The 17,719-nt window shown below is 50.9% G+C and carries 25 protein-coding genes; 18 read left to right on the top strand and 7 right to left on the bottom strand.

Features of this window, described 5'->3' with window-relative positions; translation table 11 throughout:
• Positions 1-16 precede the first annotated feature (16 nt).
• From NTX71_05515 to NTX71_05490, 6 genes are all read right to left on the bottom strand, one after another.
• Positions 17-826, bottom strand: a complete 810-nt coding sequence (locus tag NTX71_05515) for a type III pantothenate kinase (GenBank protein ID MCX6339360.1) — start codon at positions 824-826, stop codon at positions 17-19.
• Positions 827-1,009: 183 nt separating this feature from the next.
• On the bottom strand, positions 1,010-2,017 hold the full coding sequence (locus NTX71_05510) for a biotin--[acetyl-CoA-carboxylase] ligase (GenBank protein ID MCX6339359.1): 1,008 nt from the start codon (positions 2,015-2,017) through the stop codon (positions 1,010-1,012).
• 139 nt (positions 2,018-2,156) lie between these two features.
• Complete coding sequence (gene nadC, locus NTX71_05505) at positions 2,157-3,011, bottom strand: carboxylating nicotinate-nucleotide diphosphorylase (protein ID MCX6339358.1); 855 nt, start codon at positions 3,009-3,011, stop codon at positions 2,157-2,159.
• Between the two features lie 68 nt (positions 3,012-3,079).
• Complete coding sequence (locus NTX71_05500) at positions 3,080-3,211, bottom strand: DUF86 domain-containing protein (GenBank protein MCX6339357.1); 132 nt, start codon at positions 3,209-3,211, stop codon at positions 3,080-3,082.
• Positions 3,208-3,429 carry a hypothetical protein gene (locus tag NTX71_05495; protein MCX6339356.1) on the bottom strand — a complete coding sequence of 74 codons (222 nt, stop codon included), beginning with the start codon at positions 3,427-3,429 and terminating at the stop codon, positions 3,208-3,210. Before NTX71_05495 ends, NTX71_05500 begins: the two co-directional genes overlap by 4 nt.
• A complete protein-coding gene (locus NTX71_05490; protein ID MCX6339355.1) occupies positions 3,416-3,685 on the bottom strand; it encodes a nucleotidyltransferase domain-containing protein in 270 nt (89 codons plus the stop codon). Before NTX71_05490 ends, NTX71_05495 begins: the two co-directional genes overlap by 14 nt.
• Positions 3,686-4,240: 555 nt before the next feature.
• Between NTX71_05490 and NTX71_05485 the strand changes: the two genes are divergently transcribed.
• From NTX71_05485 to NTX71_05455, 7 genes are all read left to right on the top strand, one after another.
• Positions 4,241-4,699 (top strand): methylglyoxal synthase, encoded by a 459-nt coding sequence (locus tag NTX71_05485; protein MCX6339354.1) that lies wholly within the window; start codon positions 4,241-4,243, stop codon positions 4,697-4,699.
• Between the two features lie 87 nt (positions 4,700-4,786).
• On the top strand, positions 4,787-5,122 hold the full coding sequence (locus tag NTX71_05480) for a DUF1622 domain-containing protein (GenBank protein MCX6339353.1): 336 nt from the start codon (positions 4,787-4,789) through the stop codon (positions 5,120-5,122).
• 116 nt (positions 5,123-5,238) lie between these two features.
• Positions 5,239-5,661, top strand: coding sequence for a hypothetical protein (locus NTX71_05475; GenBank protein ID MCX6339352.1), 423 nt, complete (start codon positions 5,239-5,241; stop codon positions 5,659-5,661).
• Between the two features lie 303 nt (positions 5,662-5,964).
• Positions 5,965-6,405, top strand: coding sequence for a DUF2721 domain-containing protein (locus tag NTX71_05470; GenBank protein ID MCX6339351.1), 441 nt, complete (start codon positions 5,965-5,967; stop codon positions 6,403-6,405).
• Between the two features lie 96 nt (positions 6,406-6,501).
• Positions 6,502-6,774, top strand: coding sequence for a DUF4404 family protein (locus tag NTX71_05465; GenBank protein MCX6339350.1), 273 nt, complete (start codon positions 6,502-6,504; stop codon positions 6,772-6,774).
• A 312-nt stretch (positions 6,775-7,086) separates the two neighbouring features.
• Positions 7,087-8,292 carry an amidohydrolase family protein gene (locus NTX71_05460; protein ID MCX6339349.1) on the top strand — a complete coding sequence of 402 codons (1,206 nt, stop codon included), beginning with the start codon at positions 7,087-7,089 and terminating at the stop codon, positions 8,290-8,292.
• 115 nt (positions 8,293-8,407) lie between these two features.
• Positions 8,408-8,893, top strand: coding sequence for a PepSY-like domain-containing protein (locus NTX71_05455; protein ID MCX6339348.1), 486 nt, complete (start codon positions 8,408-8,410; stop codon positions 8,891-8,893).
• A 10-nt stretch (positions 8,894-8,903) separates the two neighbouring features.
• Here NTX71_05455 and NTX71_05450 read toward each other — a convergent pair whose 3' ends face one another.
• Positions 8,904-9,179 (bottom strand): hypothetical protein, encoded by a 276-nt coding sequence (locus NTX71_05450; GenBank protein ID MCX6339347.1) that lies wholly within the window; start codon positions 9,177-9,179, stop codon positions 8,904-8,906.
• A 381-nt stretch (positions 9,180-9,560) separates the two neighbouring features.
• Between NTX71_05450 and NTX71_05445 the strand changes: the two genes are divergently transcribed.
• From NTX71_05445 to NTX71_05395, 11 genes are all read left to right on the top strand, one after another.
• Positions 9,561-9,851, top strand: coding sequence for a BrnT family toxin (locus NTX71_05445; protein MCX6339346.1), 291 nt, complete (start codon positions 9,561-9,563; stop codon positions 9,849-9,851).
• Between the two features lie 3 nt (positions 9,852-9,854).
• Positions 9,855-10,055 carry a hypothetical protein gene (locus NTX71_05440; protein MCX6339345.1) on the top strand — a complete coding sequence of 67 codons (201 nt, stop codon included), beginning with the start codon at positions 9,855-9,857 and terminating at the stop codon, positions 10,053-10,055.
• Between the two features lie 226 nt (positions 10,056-10,281).
• Entirely contained in the window at positions 10,282-11,163 is an 882-nt protein-coding gene (locus NTX71_05435; protein ID MCX6339344.1) for a NotI family restriction endonuclease, read from the top strand.
• A gap of 1 nt (position 11,164) precedes the next feature.
• Positions 11,165-12,169: a DNA adenine methylase gene (locus NTX71_05430; GenBank protein ID MCX6339343.1), complete on the top strand. Its 1,005-nt coding sequence runs from the start codon at positions 11,165-11,167 to the stop codon at positions 12,167-12,169.
• 223 nt (positions 12,170-12,392) lie between these two features.
• Positions 12,393-14,693 carry a restriction endonuclease gene (locus NTX71_05425; protein ID MCX6339342.1) on the top strand — a complete coding sequence of 767 codons (2,301 nt, stop codon included), beginning with the start codon at positions 12,393-12,395 and terminating at the stop codon, positions 14,691-14,693.
• Positions 14,694-14,795: 102 nt separating this feature from the next.
• On the top strand, positions 14,796-14,936 hold the full coding sequence (locus NTX71_05420) for a hypothetical protein (GenBank protein MCX6339341.1): 141 nt from the start codon (positions 14,796-14,798) through the stop codon (positions 14,934-14,936).
• 31 nt (positions 14,937-14,967) lie between these two features.
• On the top strand, positions 14,968-15,150 hold the full coding sequence (locus NTX71_05415; protein ID MCX6339340.1) for a hypothetical protein: 183 nt from the start codon (positions 14,968-14,970) through the stop codon (positions 15,148-15,150).
• The gene (locus NTX71_05410; GenBank protein MCX6339339.1) at positions 15,138-15,434 is read left to right on the top strand and encodes a type II toxin-antitoxin system RelE/ParE family toxin; all 297 of its coding nucleotides are present in this window, start codon (positions 15,138-15,140) and stop codon (positions 15,432-15,434) included. Before NTX71_05415 ends, NTX71_05410 begins: the two co-directional genes overlap by 13 nt.
• Positions 15,435-15,709: 275 nt before the next feature.
• Entirely contained in the window at positions 15,710-16,129 is a 420-nt protein-coding gene (locus NTX71_05405; GenBank protein MCX6339338.1) for a hypothetical protein, read from the top strand.
• An 89-nt stretch (positions 16,130-16,218) separates the two neighbouring features.
• On the top strand, positions 16,219-16,707 hold the full coding sequence (locus NTX71_05400; protein MCX6339337.1) for an NUDIX domain-containing protein: 489 nt from the start codon (positions 16,219-16,221) through the stop codon (positions 16,705-16,707).
• 192 nt (positions 16,708-16,899) lie between these two features.
• Entirely contained in the window at positions 16,900-17,208 is a 309-nt protein-coding gene (locus NTX71_05395; GenBank protein ID MCX6339336.1) for a type II toxin-antitoxin system Phd/YefM family antitoxin, read from the top strand.
• The last annotated feature ends 511 nt before the right edge of the window (positions 17,209-17,719 follow it).

Raw genomic sequence — 17,719 nt, 5'->3', positions numbered from 1 at the left:
AATCCCTAACTACTAGCTACCGACTACTAGCTACTACTCTGTTGTAGATGATCCTCAAACCCTGTAATGTCAGCAATGGGTCAACCAATTTCGCGTAATCCCAGCCATGGATGATCAGCTCAAGCTGGCCGCCCGTGAAAATTATTTCCGGCCGGCCTCCCATCTCCTTTTGCAACCCGCGTATAATTCCGGAGATGAGCGCCCTCGTCCCGAATATCACACCGGCCTGAATTGCGCGGACCGTGCTCTTGCCGATAAGTTGGGGCGGGGTTTCAATTTCAGCAAACGGGAGCAGCCCGGTACACTCCGCCAGCGCTGCTCGTGAGAGCATGGGGCCCGGGGCAATCACGCCGCCGAGATAAGCCCCCCTCTCGGAGACGCAGTCAAAGGTAATGGCGGTGCCTATATCCACCACTATCGCGGGAACGCTATAGAGCGCTCTCGCGGCAGCCACATTTGCGATGCGGTCAGAGCCTATCTCCTGAGGTTTCTTATAGAGCAATGTGATGCCCGTGGGCGTCTTGTGATTCAGCCAGATGGGGATGATCCCCATGCGGCGGCACAGGGAATTGACCGAGCTGTCAAGGAGCGGCACGACGCTGGAGACCAATGCTCCCCCGAGCGGAAGATCCCACGGCCCGCTCTCCCTCAGCGCGCGCGCCGCCTCTTTGCGGAACCGCGATGCGATACTGGAAATCCTGAACTGCTTAAGGATTCTCTCCCGATCACAGATGCCGAAATGAACCGTGGTGTTGCCGATGTCGATGACGAGGAAACGTTCCTTCCGGCGTTGCCTTCGGGCTGAGATTTGACTCGTTTTTTTCATTTGAAATGCACACCCCAGAATGTATTTATGATGTAGGGGCGCGATTCATCGCGCCCGGGTTCGATAAAACTTGTCCTGAGCGCAGTCGAAGGATCGAACCCCTACAAATCAAGACCCGCCTAGGACTGGTCCATTACCTGTTGACTCATGATCTCGACGCATATTCGCTGCACGTGCAACGGCTTACAAAATGCTCACATCTCCGCCCGTGATCCGTTTTGTCATACCGTTGTCAAGCCGCAACAACAGACATCCATCCTCATCGAGCCCCGTGGCTACCCCTTCCCATCGCTCATTTGAAAGGGATTCGGCCAGGATTCTCCTGCCGATAGTCGCGGATACCTGAAGCCATCGTTCGATGATCTCCCGGTAATGCTCGTGCAGGAGAAGGGCGTAGTTGCTGTCGAGGGATTCCAGAAAAGCCCTGCTCAGTTCGAGGCGGGACACCTCCCCCCCCTTCTCTATTTTGATCGAGGTTGCCATTTTGAGGCCGGCGAGATCGGGGGGCTCCTGGTTTGCATTAATGCCCACTCCCACAATCGCGTAGTTGATTCGGTCGGCCTCCGTGGCCAGCTCAGTCAGTATGCCGCAGACTTTCCTGCCGGAGACGAGCACGTCGTTCGGCCACTTCACAAAAGCTCTCAGGCCGGAACATGCCTGAATTGCCGCAACTGCGGAGATTGCCGAACAGAGTGTCAGATACGAGACCCTCGCGGGCGGAAGCTGCGGCCTCAGGATGACCGAAAGATAAATGCCTTTCCCTCTCGGCGAGTGCCAGACGCGGCCCACCCTCCCCTTGCCGGCGGTCTGCTCCTCGGCAATTATCACCGTCCCCTCATGTTCGCCCATCCTCGCGAGCCTCTCAGCTTCATCATTGCTGGAAGTTGTCCTCGCGCAGTGAACAATCTTTTTCCCAATGAGTTCCGTCTTGAGACCATTGGAGATCAGCGCGGGCAAAAGCTTATCCGGTAGGCCGATGAGATGGTAGCCCAGGTGGGGGTGGGATTCTATCCGGAACCCGATTTTTTTAAGATTGTTCACGTGGTTCCAGATGGCGGTCCGCGAGATGCGCAATTCCTGCGCTATTTCTTCACCCGAGACGTATCCTGAAGCATTGATCAGATGGTCAATGACTCTGTCTTCCGCGCATTGATCGGGACGTTCTATATGGATTTTATGATCTGTCTGCATCGCAGTTTCTTTTACCAGCACGTCATTCTTGATCGACACAGTAATAAATAGAACGATAATTGCATATGCAAAGAGCACATGGGCGGCGGCACGCCACCACAACCGAATCCTTGCTGACGCCCTTCGCGGAGCCCGTCTGCTACCGTACTATTTTCAGGCTTATGTCAATGGCCCTGGCAGAGTGCGTCAGGCGACCTATAGATATGAATTGAACGCCGGTGAGTGCGACCTCCCTCACACTGTCGAGGGTGATGCCGCCTGATGCCTCTGTTGCTGCCCTCCCCGCGATCAGTTCGACCGCCTCGCGGAGCTCGTCGGGGGTCATATTGTCGAGCAGGATGCAGTTCGCCCCGGCGTTCACTGCCGCCTCCACCGCATCGAGGCTGCCCGCCTCGACTTCCACGGGCGCGCCCTGATTCTTCTCTCTCGCCAGCGCCACCGCCCTGGCTATTGCGTCGGCACTGTAGCGCTCCTGGATCCGGAGATGATTGTCCTTGATGAGCACACGATCGAAGAGCCCCATCCGGTGGTTGATGCCTCCGCCTGCGCTTACGGCGTATTTCTCCATATGGCGGAGACCGGGCATCGTCTTCCGCGTGTCGAGGATGGTCGCACCGGTATCCTTCGTGAGATCCACGAACTTCCTCGTGAGCGTCGCGATCCCGGAGAGGTGCTGGAGGAAATTGAGTGCGGTGCGCTCGCCCATGAGAATCGCCATTGCGGGGCCGGTCACGGCCGCGAGCATCCCGCCTGCCGCTGCTTTTTCGCCGTCCTGCACACGCGCCTCGAATTTCACGCGGACGTCGAGATGCTCGAATACCGCTTCGGCAACCGGGAGCCCTGCAACAACGCAGTCCTCTTTCGCGGTGATCTCAGCCTCCACCTCCTCGGTTGCCGGCACGAGCGCGAGCGTGGTGATATCCCCGGAGCCTATATCCTCCTCCAGCGCCCTCGTGACGACATCTTTCACTATTGCCGGGTCAATCTTGGTCATTTTTGTATTCTCCAGATATACCCCTCTTTCCGGCACAAATTGTATGCCGGATTTGATATACACATAATTCATACTGAGGGGCTGGGGGGTGGTAGGGCCTTTTCTAGTTCAGCTATAAGTGGAGGCAGATCTGCTTTAATGGTGTCCCAGAGGCGATCAAGGTCAACATCAAAGTACGCGTGGATAAGGCGGTTTCTCATAGCGATGATGCTTGCCCATGAACTGAGGCGTAGCGCTGCTGACTTTCCCGACCGACCTTCGATGCAGCTTCGCCGATAATCTCGATTAACCTGACTAAAGAGAGTGCACGCATACGGTTGCCCTGCAGATCGCTTCTTGCTTTGTTTTGGGTAAAGGCGGTAGCCTCCCGGGCGGCATCTAGCATATGTCGCATGCGCACAGTATCATCCTTGCGCATATTGCACCTCCGCCGACCGCAAAACCTCCTGCCTGAAGTATCGGCTTAATTCTGCGGGGGTTCTTAAGTCAACCTTCCGACCGAGAATCTTCGACAGCTCAATTTCCATCCCTGCAAGGTTTATAAGGCCAACGGTTACCCCCGCATCAAATTCCACGAGCATGTCCACATCGCTGTCCGGTCTGAAGCCTTGCTCCAACACTGAGCCGAATAATGATAACTTGCGAATGTGGTGATGCTTGCAGAATTCGGCGATTTTTTCCGATCAATACGCATTTGAGCGTTCATAACATTTTCACCTATAATTTTAACAGTTTTAATTAGAATTTTCCATAGATGCTCCAGTAAGTTGTAGACGTTTTATCTAACCGCCGCAATGCGAACGGGTTGAATCTTAATTCATCCCTGGGGAATGAATTTGTCTGCAATCTTTTCTTAGAGATAGGACGACATATAACGTCTACGACCTTTTCCTCTGTTTGATTATTCCAACGTGCCCAGTAGGCTTCTTACTCCCCTACACTCTTGATATGTGTTTAACTTATTGTCGTCTCGCGGTGTGTGTGCCCGAGAAATTCTGTAGTAGGAGGTGTGATTTCAATTATGACATAACCCCTTTGATAATAACAAATAATATTGCCGGGGCATTGAGATCTCTGTAAAATGTTCAATAACCTGGTATGTCTAATGTGTCTTGAGCGGCCTTTTTAAAGCGATGGTGTGCGTAGGCGGAGTGAAACATAACCGTTTGCATTGGTGCCACACGGTCAGGGTAGTTCCGCCGCTGCGGAGAAAGGACTGAAGAAATCATATGGCTGATAAAAAAATCGCTATGAAACATGATAAGAAGATTGCCATTGTCGCGCATGACAATAAGAAAGGGGCTCTGGTGGAGTGGGCCAAATTCAACCGCGATCTCCTGGCGCACCATAAAGTGTATGCCACCGGCGAGATGCCGGAACGCGAACTTGGCTTCAAAGTCACGAAACTCCAGAGCGGACCATTGGGCGGTGATCAGCAAATCGGCGCAAAGATCACCGATGGCGAGATCGATTTCCTGATCTTTTTCCGGGATCCGCTCGAACCGATGCCCCATGATCCCGACGTCAAGGCGCTCCTGCGGATGGCGGTGGTGTGGAACATCCCGATTGCCTGCAATCGGGCTTCCGCTGATTTCATGATCTCATCCCCCTTAATGGATGGAGAATATGATCGTCTGGTAACTGATTATGAGGGGTATCGCACACGGAAGATAGCCGGGAGCGAATGAGCAGGCCAAGTCGCAGGGGACTCTGCCGAGGGGGGGCATAGTCAGGGATTCATTCATGTATCTCCGGTTATCAGAGGGAGGCTATAAATGAGGATATTGCATTTTCTAACGCTGGGAATAGGGCTTATAGGCGTTTCGATTATCGTATGGGGTGTTTTATCAAGCTTGATTGAATTCATAGTAGTGGAATCTAATAGGCTAAAAGGAGTAGATAAATGCCGGAACAGAGAGATAGTAAGACACCATCTCGGCTCCTATCTTTTACTGGGGCTGGAGTTCTTAATCGCAGCAGACATCGTGAATACTATTGTTAAACCGAGCTTAAATGAGATAATAGTCCTGGGCGCAATAGTTGCGATAAGAACAGTTTTAAATTTTTCCCTCAACAGGGAATTATCAGGTCGTGGTCATGACTCAAATTAGATGGCGGTCGATTTATCATATCGTAGCGCATGAACACCCGCAGCCTCCGACCAAAAAAGTGTTTGGGGACTGGTGAGCTTCATATAAGACCTTTTTAACAGACTGGAGGTAATTCTATGGATATAGAAGTCTTCGCCCTTTGTGATGCGGCTACGGAAACCGGCGGAAAACTCAATATATTAGGCGCATTTGACTGCCTGTATGCCCAGAAGTTCCCCGTGATACATCCTCAGTGTTCAGTCGCACTGAGAATACGATTCAGCCAAATAGAAGAGGGAGGACATAGAATAAAAATCAACTTCGTCGATGAAGATGGAAAGCCTATTCTCCCGAGTCTTAACGCTAACGTGGAGATTAAATTTAAAGAAGAACAGCACTATGTGGTGAGCAATTTAATTTTAAACATTCATAATTTCAAGATCGAAAAAGCGGGCCAGTATTCAATAGACCTGGCTATAGACGGCAAATCCGAAAAATCTTTGCCGTTATTCGTTAGAATAGTACGCCCTCGACCTGACCCCGTGCAGCACCCGACTTGAGAAACATCTGACGCCGGGTCGCTCTCTTTGCGCGAGATCTTTGGGCTATTGGCCCTCGATGGGTGAGTCTTGCGTGATGGTGAAGATTTTTTGGGGGGGGGAGGAAGTTTGCGCCAATCTGTGGTGAATAAATCTGTGGTAAATGGAGAAAGAAAAGAATTTCTATACAGCGGCTTAATTATACGGATGTTACCACAGATGAATCACCACTGATTTACTCGGAAAAGGCGTAAATAATCAGAGAAATCTGTGGTTGCTTTACAATATCTTTTGACATTACCTGATGCCGTGGAGGGAGTATATATGACAAATATCTCTGTCAGTGAATTCATACCGATCCTTCAGACAGCAATCGGCCCGGTTATTCTCGTTTCGGGAGTGGCACTCCTTCTCCTCACCATGACAAACCGCCTTGGGCGAGTCGTCGACCGCTCAAGGTTCCTGTGGCGAGAACTTCGCGAGGTGCCTGGCGCACATCGGGAAGCTATTCACGCCCAGCTTAAAATACTATCGAAAAGAGCGCGCCTAATCCGGCTGTCCATCATGCTCGCCTCGATCAGCCTGCTCCTGGCCGCGGTCCTGATCATCATGCTGTTTTTCATCGTGCTGCTCCAATGTGAAGGTGCGTGGCTGATCATTGCCCTTTTTATCGGATGCATGTTGTCGTTAATAGTATCTCTCATCGCTTTTATCAAAGACGTGAATCAGACACTTGTAGCCTTCAGACTTGAGATAGGAGAGTGATCGCGACGCAACACATTAGGACTTTGTACGATTGCAGCTTACTAATATCATCAAATAATCTCCTGCCAGAAACCGAATTAAGAAAGGAAAAACATTATGAAGGAACGACAGCTTCATGAAACAATTCAAGAACTCCGCGCAGAACTCGAAAACACACCATCAATCGATGCCCGCGTTCGAGCGCGCATCCAGAGCGTGCTGAACGAGATCGAGGCGCTTATTGAGGAACATGGAGAGATTCCATCGCATCGACACCAGCAGTTCCTCGAGCGGCTCAGGGAATCTGCCCGGCATTTCGAAGAATCACACCTTCCGCTGACGCTCGCCGTGGGGCGAGTGATAGACGCCTTGAGCGGCATAGGCATATAATCACTAATGGATTCAACAACAAATATCCTTCTTGCAGTCATATTCAGCGCCATCGGCATGGGGTATATTGTCTATGGCAAAAAACAGCAACAAGCCGTTGCGCTCATCTGCGGTGTAGCGCTCTGTGCGTATCAATATTTTATATCCAATACGATCCTGGTTATTACAATTGGAATAGCATTGATGCTTTTGCCATTTTATCTAAGGAATTAAATTGCCTAACCCGTATATACTGGGGCTCTACATAAATATAGCGTAGAAAAGCTCTTTAGAAACCTGTTGCAACAGGCAGCTACAGAAAAGGAGACCACAATGAAGTTTGACCTGCGCATCAAGAATGCGCGCACGCGGTTTTCAAAGGGGAAAGTGCTGGATATTGGAATCAAGGATGGACGGATCCTCAAGATCGGCCAGAAACTCGGCGCGGACGCAAAGAAAAAGATTGATGCGGGCGGGAAGCTTGTCACCGAGTCATTCATCAACGGGCATCTGCACCTCTGCAAGGTGTACACGCTGTCGATGGTGGGAATGGACGCCCTCAGCTCCTACACCGCCGGGGCGATGGGCGGCGCGATGACCGCCATCGAGCAGGCCGCCAGTGTGAAAGCCCAATATAATGAGAAATGGATCATCGAGAATGTCCGCAAAGCCGTGAAACTGGCGATCAAGTTCGGCAACACGCACATCCGCGCGTTCGCGGACACGGATACCAAGGCAAAGCTGGAAGGCGTCAAGGCGCTGCTCAGGGCGAGAGAGGAGTTCAAGAACCAGGTTGAAATCCAGGTCGTCGCTTTCCCCCAGGACGGCGTGGTGAGAGACCCCGGGGCTGAAGATTATGTCAGGCAGGCGATGGATCTTGGGGCGGACGTCGTCGGCGGCATCCCCTGGATCGAGTATACCGAGGCGGATTCCCAGACGCACATTGACCAGATGTTCGCCCTTGCAAGGGAATACAACAAGGGCGTCTCCATGCTGGTTGATGACGCGGGCGATCCCGGACTGCGCACACTCGAGATGCTCATCCTGAGAACGATTAAGGATGGATGGGAAGGTCGTGTGACGGCTCAGCACGCCCGCGCAATGGCGCTCTATCCCGAGCCGTACTATAGAAAGATCGAAGCGCTGCTCAAGAAGGCGCGAGTCGGCGTCGTGAGCGATCCGCAGACGGGCCCGCTGCACGCCCGGGTGCGTGATCTCTACAATGCCGGTGTGGGAATCGCGCTGGGCCAGGATGACATCGCGGACGCGTATTATCCGTTCGGCCGGAACAACATGCTCGAAGTGGCATTCCTCGCGGCCCACCTGATGTGGATGATAACCGTTCAGGACATGGAGATTCTCTATGACCTGATCACCACGCGCGCCGCCCAAGCGCTCGGGATAAAGGAGTTCGGGCTCAAGGAAGGAAACAAAGCCGACCTCGTCGTCCTGAATGCGGAGAGCGTCTGGGAAGCCATCTGGAACCACGAAGCCCCGTTGCACGTCATCAAGAGTGGGCGAGAGATCACACTGAAGTGACAAGCGAGGTACACGCGACTGACAGGCTCCGCGAGCCAATTTCGGTATTTCCGTGCCGCTGACGATGCGGCAGCACCGTGTCACACGGCAGAAAACAACCAGGGGAGGACGAATCATGAGATGCGCATTGGCTGTTCTTACATGTCTGTTTCTCGTAGCACTCACGGTGGCGATATCGGCTGAAGAGCAAACGATCAAGAAGGCTGATGTCCCCTCCGCCGTCATCGCAGCGTTTGAGAAGGCGTATCCGAACGCAACGGTGAAAAACTACTCAACGGAGCAACACCGTGGGAAAACATCGTACGAGATAGAGTCAATTGATGGCTCGACACATCGAAACGTGGAATACTCGGCACAGGGGGACTTATTGGAAATTGAGGAAGAGCTGAAACCAAGCGACCTGCCGTCGAAGGTGTCCCAGGCAGTCACCACGAAGTATGCTGGCTGTGTCATCGTATCGGCAGAAAAGAAAATCAAAGGCGATCAGATTGTGTACAAAGTGAAAATGCTTCAGGACAAAGCAAAGATCGATGTCCGCGTCAATCCGCAAGGGGAATTTGTTGCCCCCAAGCATCACAAAAAGGATTACAAAAAGGAATAAATCAACAACCTCACCATGCGTTTAGTGGAGCCGGCCACGCCTGTCCTATGTTGGCTTCGCCGGGCTGGGGCCTGATCGCGGCGGGGGGACGTCGCAGTGCCATCCCCCCGTTTTTTTTCTTTCTTCTTATCCCCTCCCCCTCCTGACGGGGAGCTTGCCCTCCTTCGGCTTCGCTCAGGATAAATTCGCCTGCCGAAGGGAGGGTCAGGGTGAGGGTGATTGAGTACGGCTGTGAATAAGCTCCGGCCGCCGCTCCCTTTCTCTCCTCTATACTATTCCTACGCATCAAGCCGACTCCGCACTCTCCGAAATCATCTACCCCAGATAGAGTAGAATTACCTGTTTTCATCTCTCCTTATCCGGAATATTCGTGAATTGTCTTGATTACATCAGGCCATTTTTCGGCTAAAATATATGAACTGGGAAATAGCTGTTCGCGGCGTAAATGCGGTGCGAACAAGTCATTCGAGCGGGCGCTCCCGCAGGGCGGGACTGCCGCCTTGCCGGCGCGGATGCGCGAGCGCTCCGGGCGCTCGCTCTTTTCCCGCGTCCTGCTTAGCGGGATTGCCGCTCAATTCCGTCGTTCGCGGCGCTAAAAATGAAATATTGATCCAACTGTCGGCATGCCTTATCATGAAGAGAGCTTGTTACAATCGGGAGAGGTGGAATGCGCTATAACTTCGAATGGGATCCCGAGAAGGCCAGAGCTAACAAGCGCAAGCACAAAGTGAGCTTCGAACTGGCCTCGACGGTGTTCAGAGACCCGAAAGCCATATCTGTGTTCGATTCTGAACATGGCGAATCAGAGGAACGCTGGCTCACTCTTGGCATTTCTGCGACAGGCGCCTTGCTAGTTGTTCATCACACCTACGACCAGCTTGATGACCTGATGGTGAGGATTCGGATAATTTCCAGCCGGAAGGCCACAAAAAGAGAAACGAAGCACTATGAGGAGTAGAACATGAAGAAAGAATACGATTTTTCCAAGGGTCAGCGGGGCAAGTTCTACAGGGCAAACGCAAAGTTCAATCTGCCTGTCTATCTAGATCGGGAGAATCTTTCGTTCGTGCAGAGAATTGCAGAGCGCAAGGATTCTGACTTATCTTCCGTCGTCAATGACCTAATCAAGTCAGACAAGCGTCTTGCAGAAGCGATAGAGTAATCAGCGAACGAAGGAATTGAGCGGCTATCATGTGTTGTCCGCGCCCGGCGGCGCGGATGCGCGCGCGCTCGCGTTCGCTCCTCCCCGCGTCCCGCCTTGGCGGGAGCGCCGCTCAATTCCATCGTTGGGACAAGGGAGAATCCCGAAGGTAGGGGGAGTTGAGGTTGAAAAGGAGTTACGAATTCAGTATGATCCTCCTATGGAAAGCAGTGAATTGAGAGAAACTATGAAAGAACCCGTACAACCACTTGCAGAGGTCTTTGGCCATCTCTTGACCGATCACTCGGCCAAGGCAGACAGATACCGGTCTCGGCGTCTGTGTCCCTTCAACAACAAAGTGCCAAACTGCACGAAAGACAAGGCCAAGAATCCTCTCGGCGTGTGTAGTGTCTTGCACGAGAGAAGTACCGTGATAACATGCCCGATACGGTTCCGCGAAGACTGGCTCATCGCTGACGATGCCGCATCCTTTTTCTTTGACGATGGCACCCGGTGGAGTTCCTTGACAGAAGTGAGACTTAACGATGTGCATGGAAAGTCAGCCGGTAACATTGACGTTGTCCTCGTCGCTTACGACGAGAATGGTAAGGTCTTCGACTTCGGCGCCCTCGAGGTTCAGGCTGTTTACATATCCGGCAACGTGCGCGATCCCTTTGAGTACTATATGAAGAACCCGAAGACGCACGCACAAATGGATTGGTCAACCCAACCGAACTATCCGCGCCCGGACTATCTTTCATCTTCCCGTAAACGCCTGGCACCACAACTTCTCTTCAAGGGCGGGATTCTGCATTCCTGGCAGAAGAAGACCGCTGTCGCCTTGAACAAGAGCTTTTTTGAGACACTCCCCCCGTTGGCAAAGGTGAGCAAATCAAAAGCCGAAATTGCCTGGCTGATCTACGACCTCAAGATTACCAAGGAAGGCGGACAAGAGAGGCTCAAGCTAACCAAGATCGATGAAGTGTTCACCCAATTCGAGCCAGCCTTGATGTCTATCACAACTCCCGCGCCAGGGAAGATCAACGACTTCGTGAAACTGCTTCAGGAAAAGCTGGATGAACAGATCGAAACTCCACCCGTAAACAAGACTATCGAGAGGCCATTCTGACATGGCTATCCCCAAGCAATCCCTCTTATTCCCTGAGCTCCGTGAAGAAATAGAAGCACTGAGGCCGGTCAATGTAGCATCGGTCCCGCAACGAAGCCCCTTCCGCTACCCCGGCGGCAAGACATGGTTTGTGCCAACGTTTCGGCACTGGATCGCGCGCATGTATTCGAAGCCTGGCATATTAGTCGAGCCGTTCGCTGGCGGTGGAATTATCAGCCTTACGGCTGTCTTTGAGAATCTTGTGCAGAAAGCAGTGATGGTCGAATTGGACGACGAAATCGCAGCAGTATGGGAAACGGTGGTCAATGGCGACGCGGGCTGGCTGGCCAATCATATCCTTGCGTTCGACCTGAACAAGGAATCCGTTGTACAGGAACTATCGAGAACTCCGAAGACAAGACGAGAGAAAGCGTTTCAGACGATTCTTAAGAATCGAACGCTCCATGGAGGAATTCTTGCCAATGGTTCCGGATTCATTAAGTACGGAGAGAACGGGAAAGGTATCCGTTCTCGCTGGTACCCGGCGACGCTCGCCAGGAGGCTCTCGGACCTCAACCACGTTGCAACGAGAATTGATTTCCGATGTGATGACGGGTTAAAAGTCATTCAGGAGTTTGCAGCGAACCGCCATGCAGTCTATTTCATAGATCCTCCATATACGGCTGGTGGAAAGAAAGCTGGGAGGCGGTTGTACACCCACTGCGAGATCGACCATGAGCGATTGTTTACGGTGTGCGAGTCGTTGAGGGGTGATTTCTTGATAACCTACGATAACGCGGAAGAAGTCAAGACAATGGCCCGAAGACATGGGTTTCAAATGCGTCTTATTCCCATGAGAAATACGCATCATGCGACAATGGAGGAATTGGTTATTGGGAAGGATTTGTCGTGGATGGATGAGTTCCCTGCCGTGCATGAGCCTGAGGTGAAGTATCAGATTCGGAAGACGATGGAAAAACGTCCCAACCATGCCTTCCACCGGACGCCGCTAGCGCGCCGCCGGTGAAAGCAACGTTGGGCGTAAAAGATGAGAAAAGCCGATTTTGCGACAATCATATAGAGTTCATCACCTGGATCGGGACATACGGGAGGTTTGGGGGTCAAATCTTTATCCTTGACAATTGGGCTTTTCCGGCGCGGATGCGCGAACGCTTCGGGCGTTCGCTCCTCCCCGCGTCCCGCCTTGGCGGGATCGCCGCTCAATTCCGTTGTTGGCCACGGGAAAAGAGATGCCAAACTACGATTTCAGAACCTTATCACCAGTTGACTTTGAGGTAGTCGTTCGAGATCTACTGCAGGAGGAACTCGGCCTTACACTTCAGTCTTTCACCACTGGCAGAGACGGCGGCATAGACTTCCGTCATTCCCGCAACGCCAAGAACAACCTGATCGTCCAGTGTAAGCACTACGTTGAATCGGGCTACGATGCACTTCTGCATGTTCTAGCGACCAACGAACTACCTAAACTGGCTCGGATCAAGCCCGAGCGTTACATTGTGGCTACGTCCGTGCCATTGAACCCGGCCAAGAAGGACGAAATCGTTCGGGCACTTCACCCTTTCATCAAATGCGCCGATGACGTCTATGGCAAGGACGATCTAAACAATCTGCTCGGTAAGTTCGAGCAGGTCGAACGTAAGACAATCAAGCTGTGGTTATTTAGCCTTCCTCTGCTTGAAGAAGTACTCCACGCGGCCGTCAGGAACTTCTCAAATCATGAGTTGGACAGAATTCGCGAGCATGCGAAGCTATATGTTCAGAATGAGAGCTTTGATGAAGCCGCCCACATTCTCGAGCATGACAACTTCTGCATCATTGCCGGAATCCCTGGAATCGGAAAGACCATCCTTGCGGAGATGCTTATTCTCCACTATAGCCGCGCGGGTTTCGAAGTCATTAAGGTCAGCGAAGACATCGCTGAAGCGTGGGAGTTCAAGGCGCCCGAGACAAGGCGTGTATTCTACTACGACGACTTTCTTGGACAAACATCCTTCTCGGAGAAGCTCCGCAAGAATGAAGACCAACGTATCATCGACTTTATTCATGCTATTCGTAAGACCACCGGCATTAAGCTTATTCTGACAACGCGTGAATACGTCCTTCGGCAGGCATATCAGCAATATGAAAAACTAAATCGAGAAGGCTTTACCGCGCAGAAATGCATTGTGGATCTTGCGAAGTATACGCGGATGAATCGGGCGCGCATCTTATTCAACCACATTTACTTCTCCGCCTTGCCCACTCAGTATCGCGCCTCTATTCTGGCCGACAAAAACTATTTGCGGATCATTGACCACAGAAACTATAGCCCCCGCATTGTGCAACTCTTGACAGAGTTCGCGCGTCTCCGAGATGTCCCGCCGGCTCGATACATAGAGTTCTTCATGAACAGCATGGAAAACCCTTTGGCCCTATGGGAACACGCTTTTAGCAACCAGCTATCGCAGGCTGCCCGAAACCTGCTGCTAGTACTGGCCAGCATGCCTCATCAGTGTTTCATACGCGACGCCGAGAAGGCTTATCAGTCATACAACTTGGCCTATGCAAAAAAGTATGCCGCAACCATCGGGCCGCAGGACTATCGTAGCGCTCTCAAGGAGCTAGAGGGTGACTTTCTTTCTTATAATCAGGAGGGCGCGGAGATACTGGTTCGCTTTCAGAATCCCTCCGTGGCTGATTTTGTAAAAAAGTATCTCTTGGCAAGCGATGCGGAGTTCACTTTGTTGTTTCTGTCAGTTGTGTTTTACGAGCAACTTGATTCCCTCTGGGCATGGCGTGACCGGCGCCCGCTTCTGTATGGTCTTATCCAGGCCAACTCAAAGACGGCCGAGCAAATGTTCCGCCGTTTGCTTTCGGGAGAACCGTGTCGCGTGATCAACATGCGAAGAGGGAATGTTGATAGTAGAGAACGCTGGCCGCATGCCATTGAGTCACGACTCGCGCTATTTGCTGAGATCGCTGCGGATGCTCATAAACCTCTTCTTTCATTTGTACGCGAGACTTTTCCGCTAATTGAGTCACGCATCGCCAAAAAAGAATTCGATAGAGACGGCCTAGCCGATCTTGTCGATGTCTTGACAACACTTACCGATGATGATTTCCGCAGATGGACGGAGCCGTTCATGGAAAAGGCTATCGACGGGTTGCTTGTTGGCTCACGGTGGGCGGATGACCTTCGGCCCTTGTGCAGACTCGTGCAGTCACGCCCGGGACTTTTCCCGGATGAAAAGATGGATCGAGTGGCCGCCACTATTCAGGAGGTCGCTGAAAGCGTCGCGTCCGACTATGCTGATCTTGATGCGGATGCCTTGCGCGAAGAGGCGGAAGCTCTGGAGTCGCTTTCAAAGGTTGTCAAACTCGATATCGAGGCAGATATAGCTGCAATAAGAGAGCATGCTGATGAACGAGAGCAAGACAGCTCCAGAAGTGACGACGATGTCGATTTCTCTTCAAGTGAATCCCGTCAGGATGAAGTGACTAAAGACGAAGACATAGCATCGATGTTCTCGACTCTAAATTTACAACCCTAGGGCCAACATCCTTAAGAAATGGAAGCAGGTAATTCATTTACCATCTGGATGAATGTGGACAAAAGTTTGATCAGCAAGAAGAAATAGGAGGCCAACAAAGAGGTGGAGTTTACGTTTTGCCCGGGGCGGTACTGCCGCCTTTCCGGCGCGGATGCGCGAGCGCTCATGCGCTCGCTCCTCACCGCGTCCCGCCTTGGCGGGATCGCCGCTCAATTCCGTCGTTGGCAGCGAATAGCCGGTTGACGCTCTAGACCGAAAAAGGTATGCTGCAGGTATGACGAAAAAAGAGAAGATGATCCAAGCTATGCAGGGGCTTCCAGATGATGCATCGGTAGAAGACGCGATGGAGCGTCTTCTGTTTCTCTCGAAGATTGAAAGGGGGCTCCAGCAAGCTGACGCCGGCAAGACACTTTCCCATGCTCAGGTCAAGGAACGGATGGCGAAATGGCTGAAGTGAGATGGACTCCGCAAGCAGCCGATGACCTGGAGTCTATCACTGAGTTCATTTCGCAAGACTCGCCACACTATGCTTGTTTGTTCGCCACAGACGTCGTTGAGGCTGTTGAGCAGGTTGCTAATTTCCCAAACTTGGGAAGGATCGTACCGGAGAGGAACGACCCTCTTATCCGTGAGATTCTCCCAGGAAGCTATCGTATCGTTTATCGGCTTCGCGCCGAACTTGTCGAGCTTCTTACAATTCATCACGGCGCTAGATTGCTTGACCCATCCAAACTAGAGTGAAGCTGCAAACTATCCGCTGCACCCGACCTGAGAAACGGTGACTTGCATAAGCAGCAGTCGCAGGTGTGGCAATCGTCAGTGGTTGTTTTTTTTGGTTGGCACTGTAGTTTTCTCAAAGGTCTCTCGTTTCACTCGAGATCTTCGGACATTAGGCCCTCGACGGGTGAGCATTATGTTGGGCGGATGCGCGAGCCTTCGGCTCGCTCCTCCCCGCCCCGTCTGCGGGCGCCGCTCAATTCCGTCGTTAACTGGACTTAATAGACAAAGGAAAATCTATGAAAAGAAAAGTAGGTTTGTGGATTGATCATAGGAAGGCTCTTATCGTAGCGATTACGGACAGAGGGGAAGAGATAAAACTGCTAATATCGAAGGTTGAAAAACAGCTCGGGCATTCTGATGATATACGTTCTACGACTCCCTATGGATCACGGCAAGGACCGGCAGGGGATATCCGCGATAGAAAGTTTATGGGACATCTCGACATTTACTACGATGCGGTAATTGCGTGTATTCGTGATGCAGAATCTATTCTGATATTTGGTCCCGGTGAGGCCAAGGGCGAACTGAAAAAACGTCTGGATAGAAACAAACTGGGTGGACGGGTCGTTGGCATTGAAACAATTGACAAGATGACTGATAGTCAGGTTGCGGCGAAAGTTCGACAGCACTTTCAAGAACATAGCATTCGGGAGTAAGATCGAGGAAGAACCACCTAACCAAGGAGTGCAGGCGACGTTGCTACCCGCGCCTGACTCCTGACGTTAGGCTGAAAATGGTTTGAAATATGTATGTATCGAATGGACATAAACAACCAGCAGTTTTGTGTATTTTGAAGTCGGGTGACCGCTTCTTACTGTTGAAACGTAAAAAAGAACCCAATAAAGGTAAATATACACCGGTTGGTGGAAAAATCGATCCATATGAGAGTCCGATACATTCAGCTAGTCGAGAGACACTTGAAGAAACTGGAATCCGTATCACAAATCCAAAATATTGTGGTGTAATGGTTGAAAGTTCACCAACTAATTATAACTGGATCTGTTTTGTGTATCTTGCCGAGATTGAGCATATTGATCCGCCTACTTGCAAAGAAGGTAAACTTGAATGGATCAGATTTTCAAAATTATTTGGAATTCCCGCACCGAAAACTGATTGGCACATATATAAATATCTAGTTGATAATAAAAACTTTATGTTCAATGTTGAATATGATCAGCAGTTGAACATTATTTCGATGAGAGAAGAAATAGAAAATAAATTACTTAAAATTTAATTGAATATTCAGCCTAACCCTTATAACAGGTTTGGGGGTCAAATCTTTATCCTTGACAATTGGGCTTGCCGGCGCGGATGGGTGGCGGGGTCGGACCACGATATTATTCTGCCGTGGAATAGGATATGTAGTGCTAAGGATTGTGAATAAGTCCCATGCGGAACAATGGCTGCGAGAAAAAGGAGAACGAACATGAAACAAGTCGCATTAGCTAAGGTCAAAGATCATTTTTCGAGGTACTTAATACAGGCGGGGAAAGAAAAAATCATTATTACTAAGCACGGGAAACCGGCCGGCGTTTTAATTGGATTTGAAGATGAAGACGACTGGTTTGATTTCCGACTGGAAAACGACCCTCGTTTCCTGAAAAAGGTTGAAGAATCGAGAGCCAGCATCCATGCGGGCAAGGGCATACCGTGGGAGCAAATCAAAGATGAAGATGATCAGCGAACAAGCGCTTCCACCGTACGCGAAACCCGCAGGCGGTTTTCGCGCCGGTGAAGCATGGCGTTAGCCGATTAATAATATGAAATCCTTGTCAGTACGTTGCTCTATTATAAGAATCCTCTCAATATGGTGTATTCCTACCCTGCTGGTAGTTATCTTTCTTATTTTTAATATTACCATTTTTCGGACATATAAAAACAAGGCTTTTGACTATGGAATAGATGGGCTTCAAGTTATTCGTGCTGCAAAGTTCTCGGCACTTCTTGGCCCCCCATCTCGCTGGGAGCATCATCATCCCGGTCCGATTCTCTTTTATTATCTGGCTTTTTTTGAAAAATTGATTCCTTTTTGTCCTGACCATGGAGCTCACATGGTGGCTCAGCTTTTCCTTAATGGCTTAGTACTTTGCTGGATTTCGTATCTATTACTTAGTGCTCTGGATCATAAGTTCGGTGACGTATTATTTATGCGGCCTTTTCTTTCTGTGAACAAAGAGATAGTTTGTCGAGTAATCGTTTGAGATCCTGACGGGTGAACTTCCATTTGAAAGGTTCAGCGGATTTTT

It is taken from the genome of Candidatus Auribacterota bacterium, from assembly GCA_026392035.1.
Lineage (GTDB): Bacteria > Auribacterota > Tritonobacteria > UBA1439 > UBA1439 > JAPLCX01.
This window is presented reverse-complemented; position numbering and strand designations above follow the sequence as displayed.

Bases quoted from the DNA above. Each gene is read 5' to 3' on its own strand.
- nadC (MCX6339358.1), bottom strand. From the start codon at position 3,011: ATGACCAAGATTGACCCGGCAATAGTGAAAGATGTCGTCACGAGGGCG.
- NTX71_05445 (MCX6339346.1), top strand. From the start codon at position 9,561: ATGCGCTATAACTTCGAATGGGATCCCGAGAAGGCCAGAGCTAACAAG.
- NTX71_05400 (MCX6339337.1), top strand. From the start codon at position 16,219: ATGTATGTATCGAATGGACATAAACAACCAGCAGTTTTGTGTATTTTG.
- NTX71_05395 (MCX6339336.1), top strand. From the start codon at position 16,900: ATGAAACAAGTCGCATTAGCTAAGGTCAAAGATCATTTTTCGAGGTAC.
- NTX71_05485 (MCX6339354.1), top strand. From the start codon at position 4,241: ATGGCTGATAAAAAAATCGCTATGAAACATGATAAGAAGATTGCCATT.
- NTX71_05515 (MCX6339360.1), bottom strand. From the start codon at position 826: ATGAAAAAAACGAGTCAAATCTCAGCCCGAAGGCAACGCCGGAAGGAA.
- NTX71_05450 (MCX6339347.1), bottom strand. From the start codon at position 9,179: ATGCGTAGGAATAGTATAGAGGAGAGAAAGGGAGCGGCGGCCGGAGCT.
- NTX71_05440 (MCX6339345.1), top strand. From the start codon at position 9,855: ATGAAGAAAGAATACGATTTTTCCAAGGGTCAGCGGGGCAAGTTCTAC.
- NTX71_05410 (MCX6339339.1), top strand. From the start codon at position 15,138: ATGGCTGAAGTGAGATGGACTCCGCAAGCAGCCGATGACCTGGAGTCT.
- NTX71_05495 (MCX6339356.1), bottom strand. From the start codon at position 3,429: ATGCGCAAGGATGATACTGTGCGCATGCGACATATGCTAGATGCCGCC.
- NTX71_05405 (MCX6339338.1), top strand. From the start codon at position 15,710: ATGAAAAGAAAAGTAGGTTTGTGGATTGATCATAGGAAGGCTCTTATC.
- NTX71_05460 (MCX6339349.1), top strand. From the start codon at position 7,087: ATGAAGTTTGACCTGCGCATCAAGAATGCGCGCACGCGGTTTTCAAAG.
- NTX71_05465 (MCX6339350.1), top strand. From the start codon at position 6,502: ATGAAGGAACGACAGCTTCATGAAACAATTCAAGAACTCCGCGCAGAA.
- NTX71_05435 (MCX6339344.1), top strand. From the start codon at position 10,282: ATGAAAGAACCCGTACAACCACTTGCAGAGGTCTTTGGCCATCTCTTG.
- NTX71_05470 (MCX6339351.1), top strand. From the start codon at position 5,965: ATGACAAATATCTCTGTCAGTGAATTCATACCGATCCTTCAGACAGCA.
- NTX71_05430 (MCX6339343.1), top strand. From the start codon at position 11,165: ATGGCTATCCCCAAGCAATCCCTCTTATTCCCTGAGCTCCGTGAAGAA.
- NTX71_05475 (MCX6339352.1), top strand. From the start codon at position 5,239: ATGGATATAGAAGTCTTCGCCCTTTGTGATGCGGCTACGGAAACCGGC.
- NTX71_05425 (MCX6339342.1), top strand. From the start codon at position 12,393: ATGCCAAACTACGATTTCAGAACCTTATCACCAGTTGACTTTGAGGTA.
- NTX71_05455 (MCX6339348.1), top strand. From the start codon at position 8,408: ATGAGATGCGCATTGGCTGTTCTTACATGTCTGTTTCTCGTAGCACTC.
- NTX71_05510 (MCX6339359.1), bottom strand. From the start codon at position 2,017: ATGCAGACAGATCATAAAATCCATATAGAACGTCCCGATCAATGCGCG.
- NTX71_05500 (MCX6339357.1), bottom strand. From the start codon at position 3,211: ATGAGAAACCGCCTTATCCACGCGTACTTTGATGTTGACCTTGATCGC.
- NTX71_05415 (MCX6339340.1), top strand. From the start codon at position 14,968: ATGACGAAAAAAGAGAAGATGATCCAAGCTATGCAGGGGCTTCCAGAT.
- NTX71_05480 (MCX6339353.1), top strand. From the start codon at position 4,787: ATGAGGATATTGCATTTTCTAACGCTGGGAATAGGGCTTATAGGCGTT.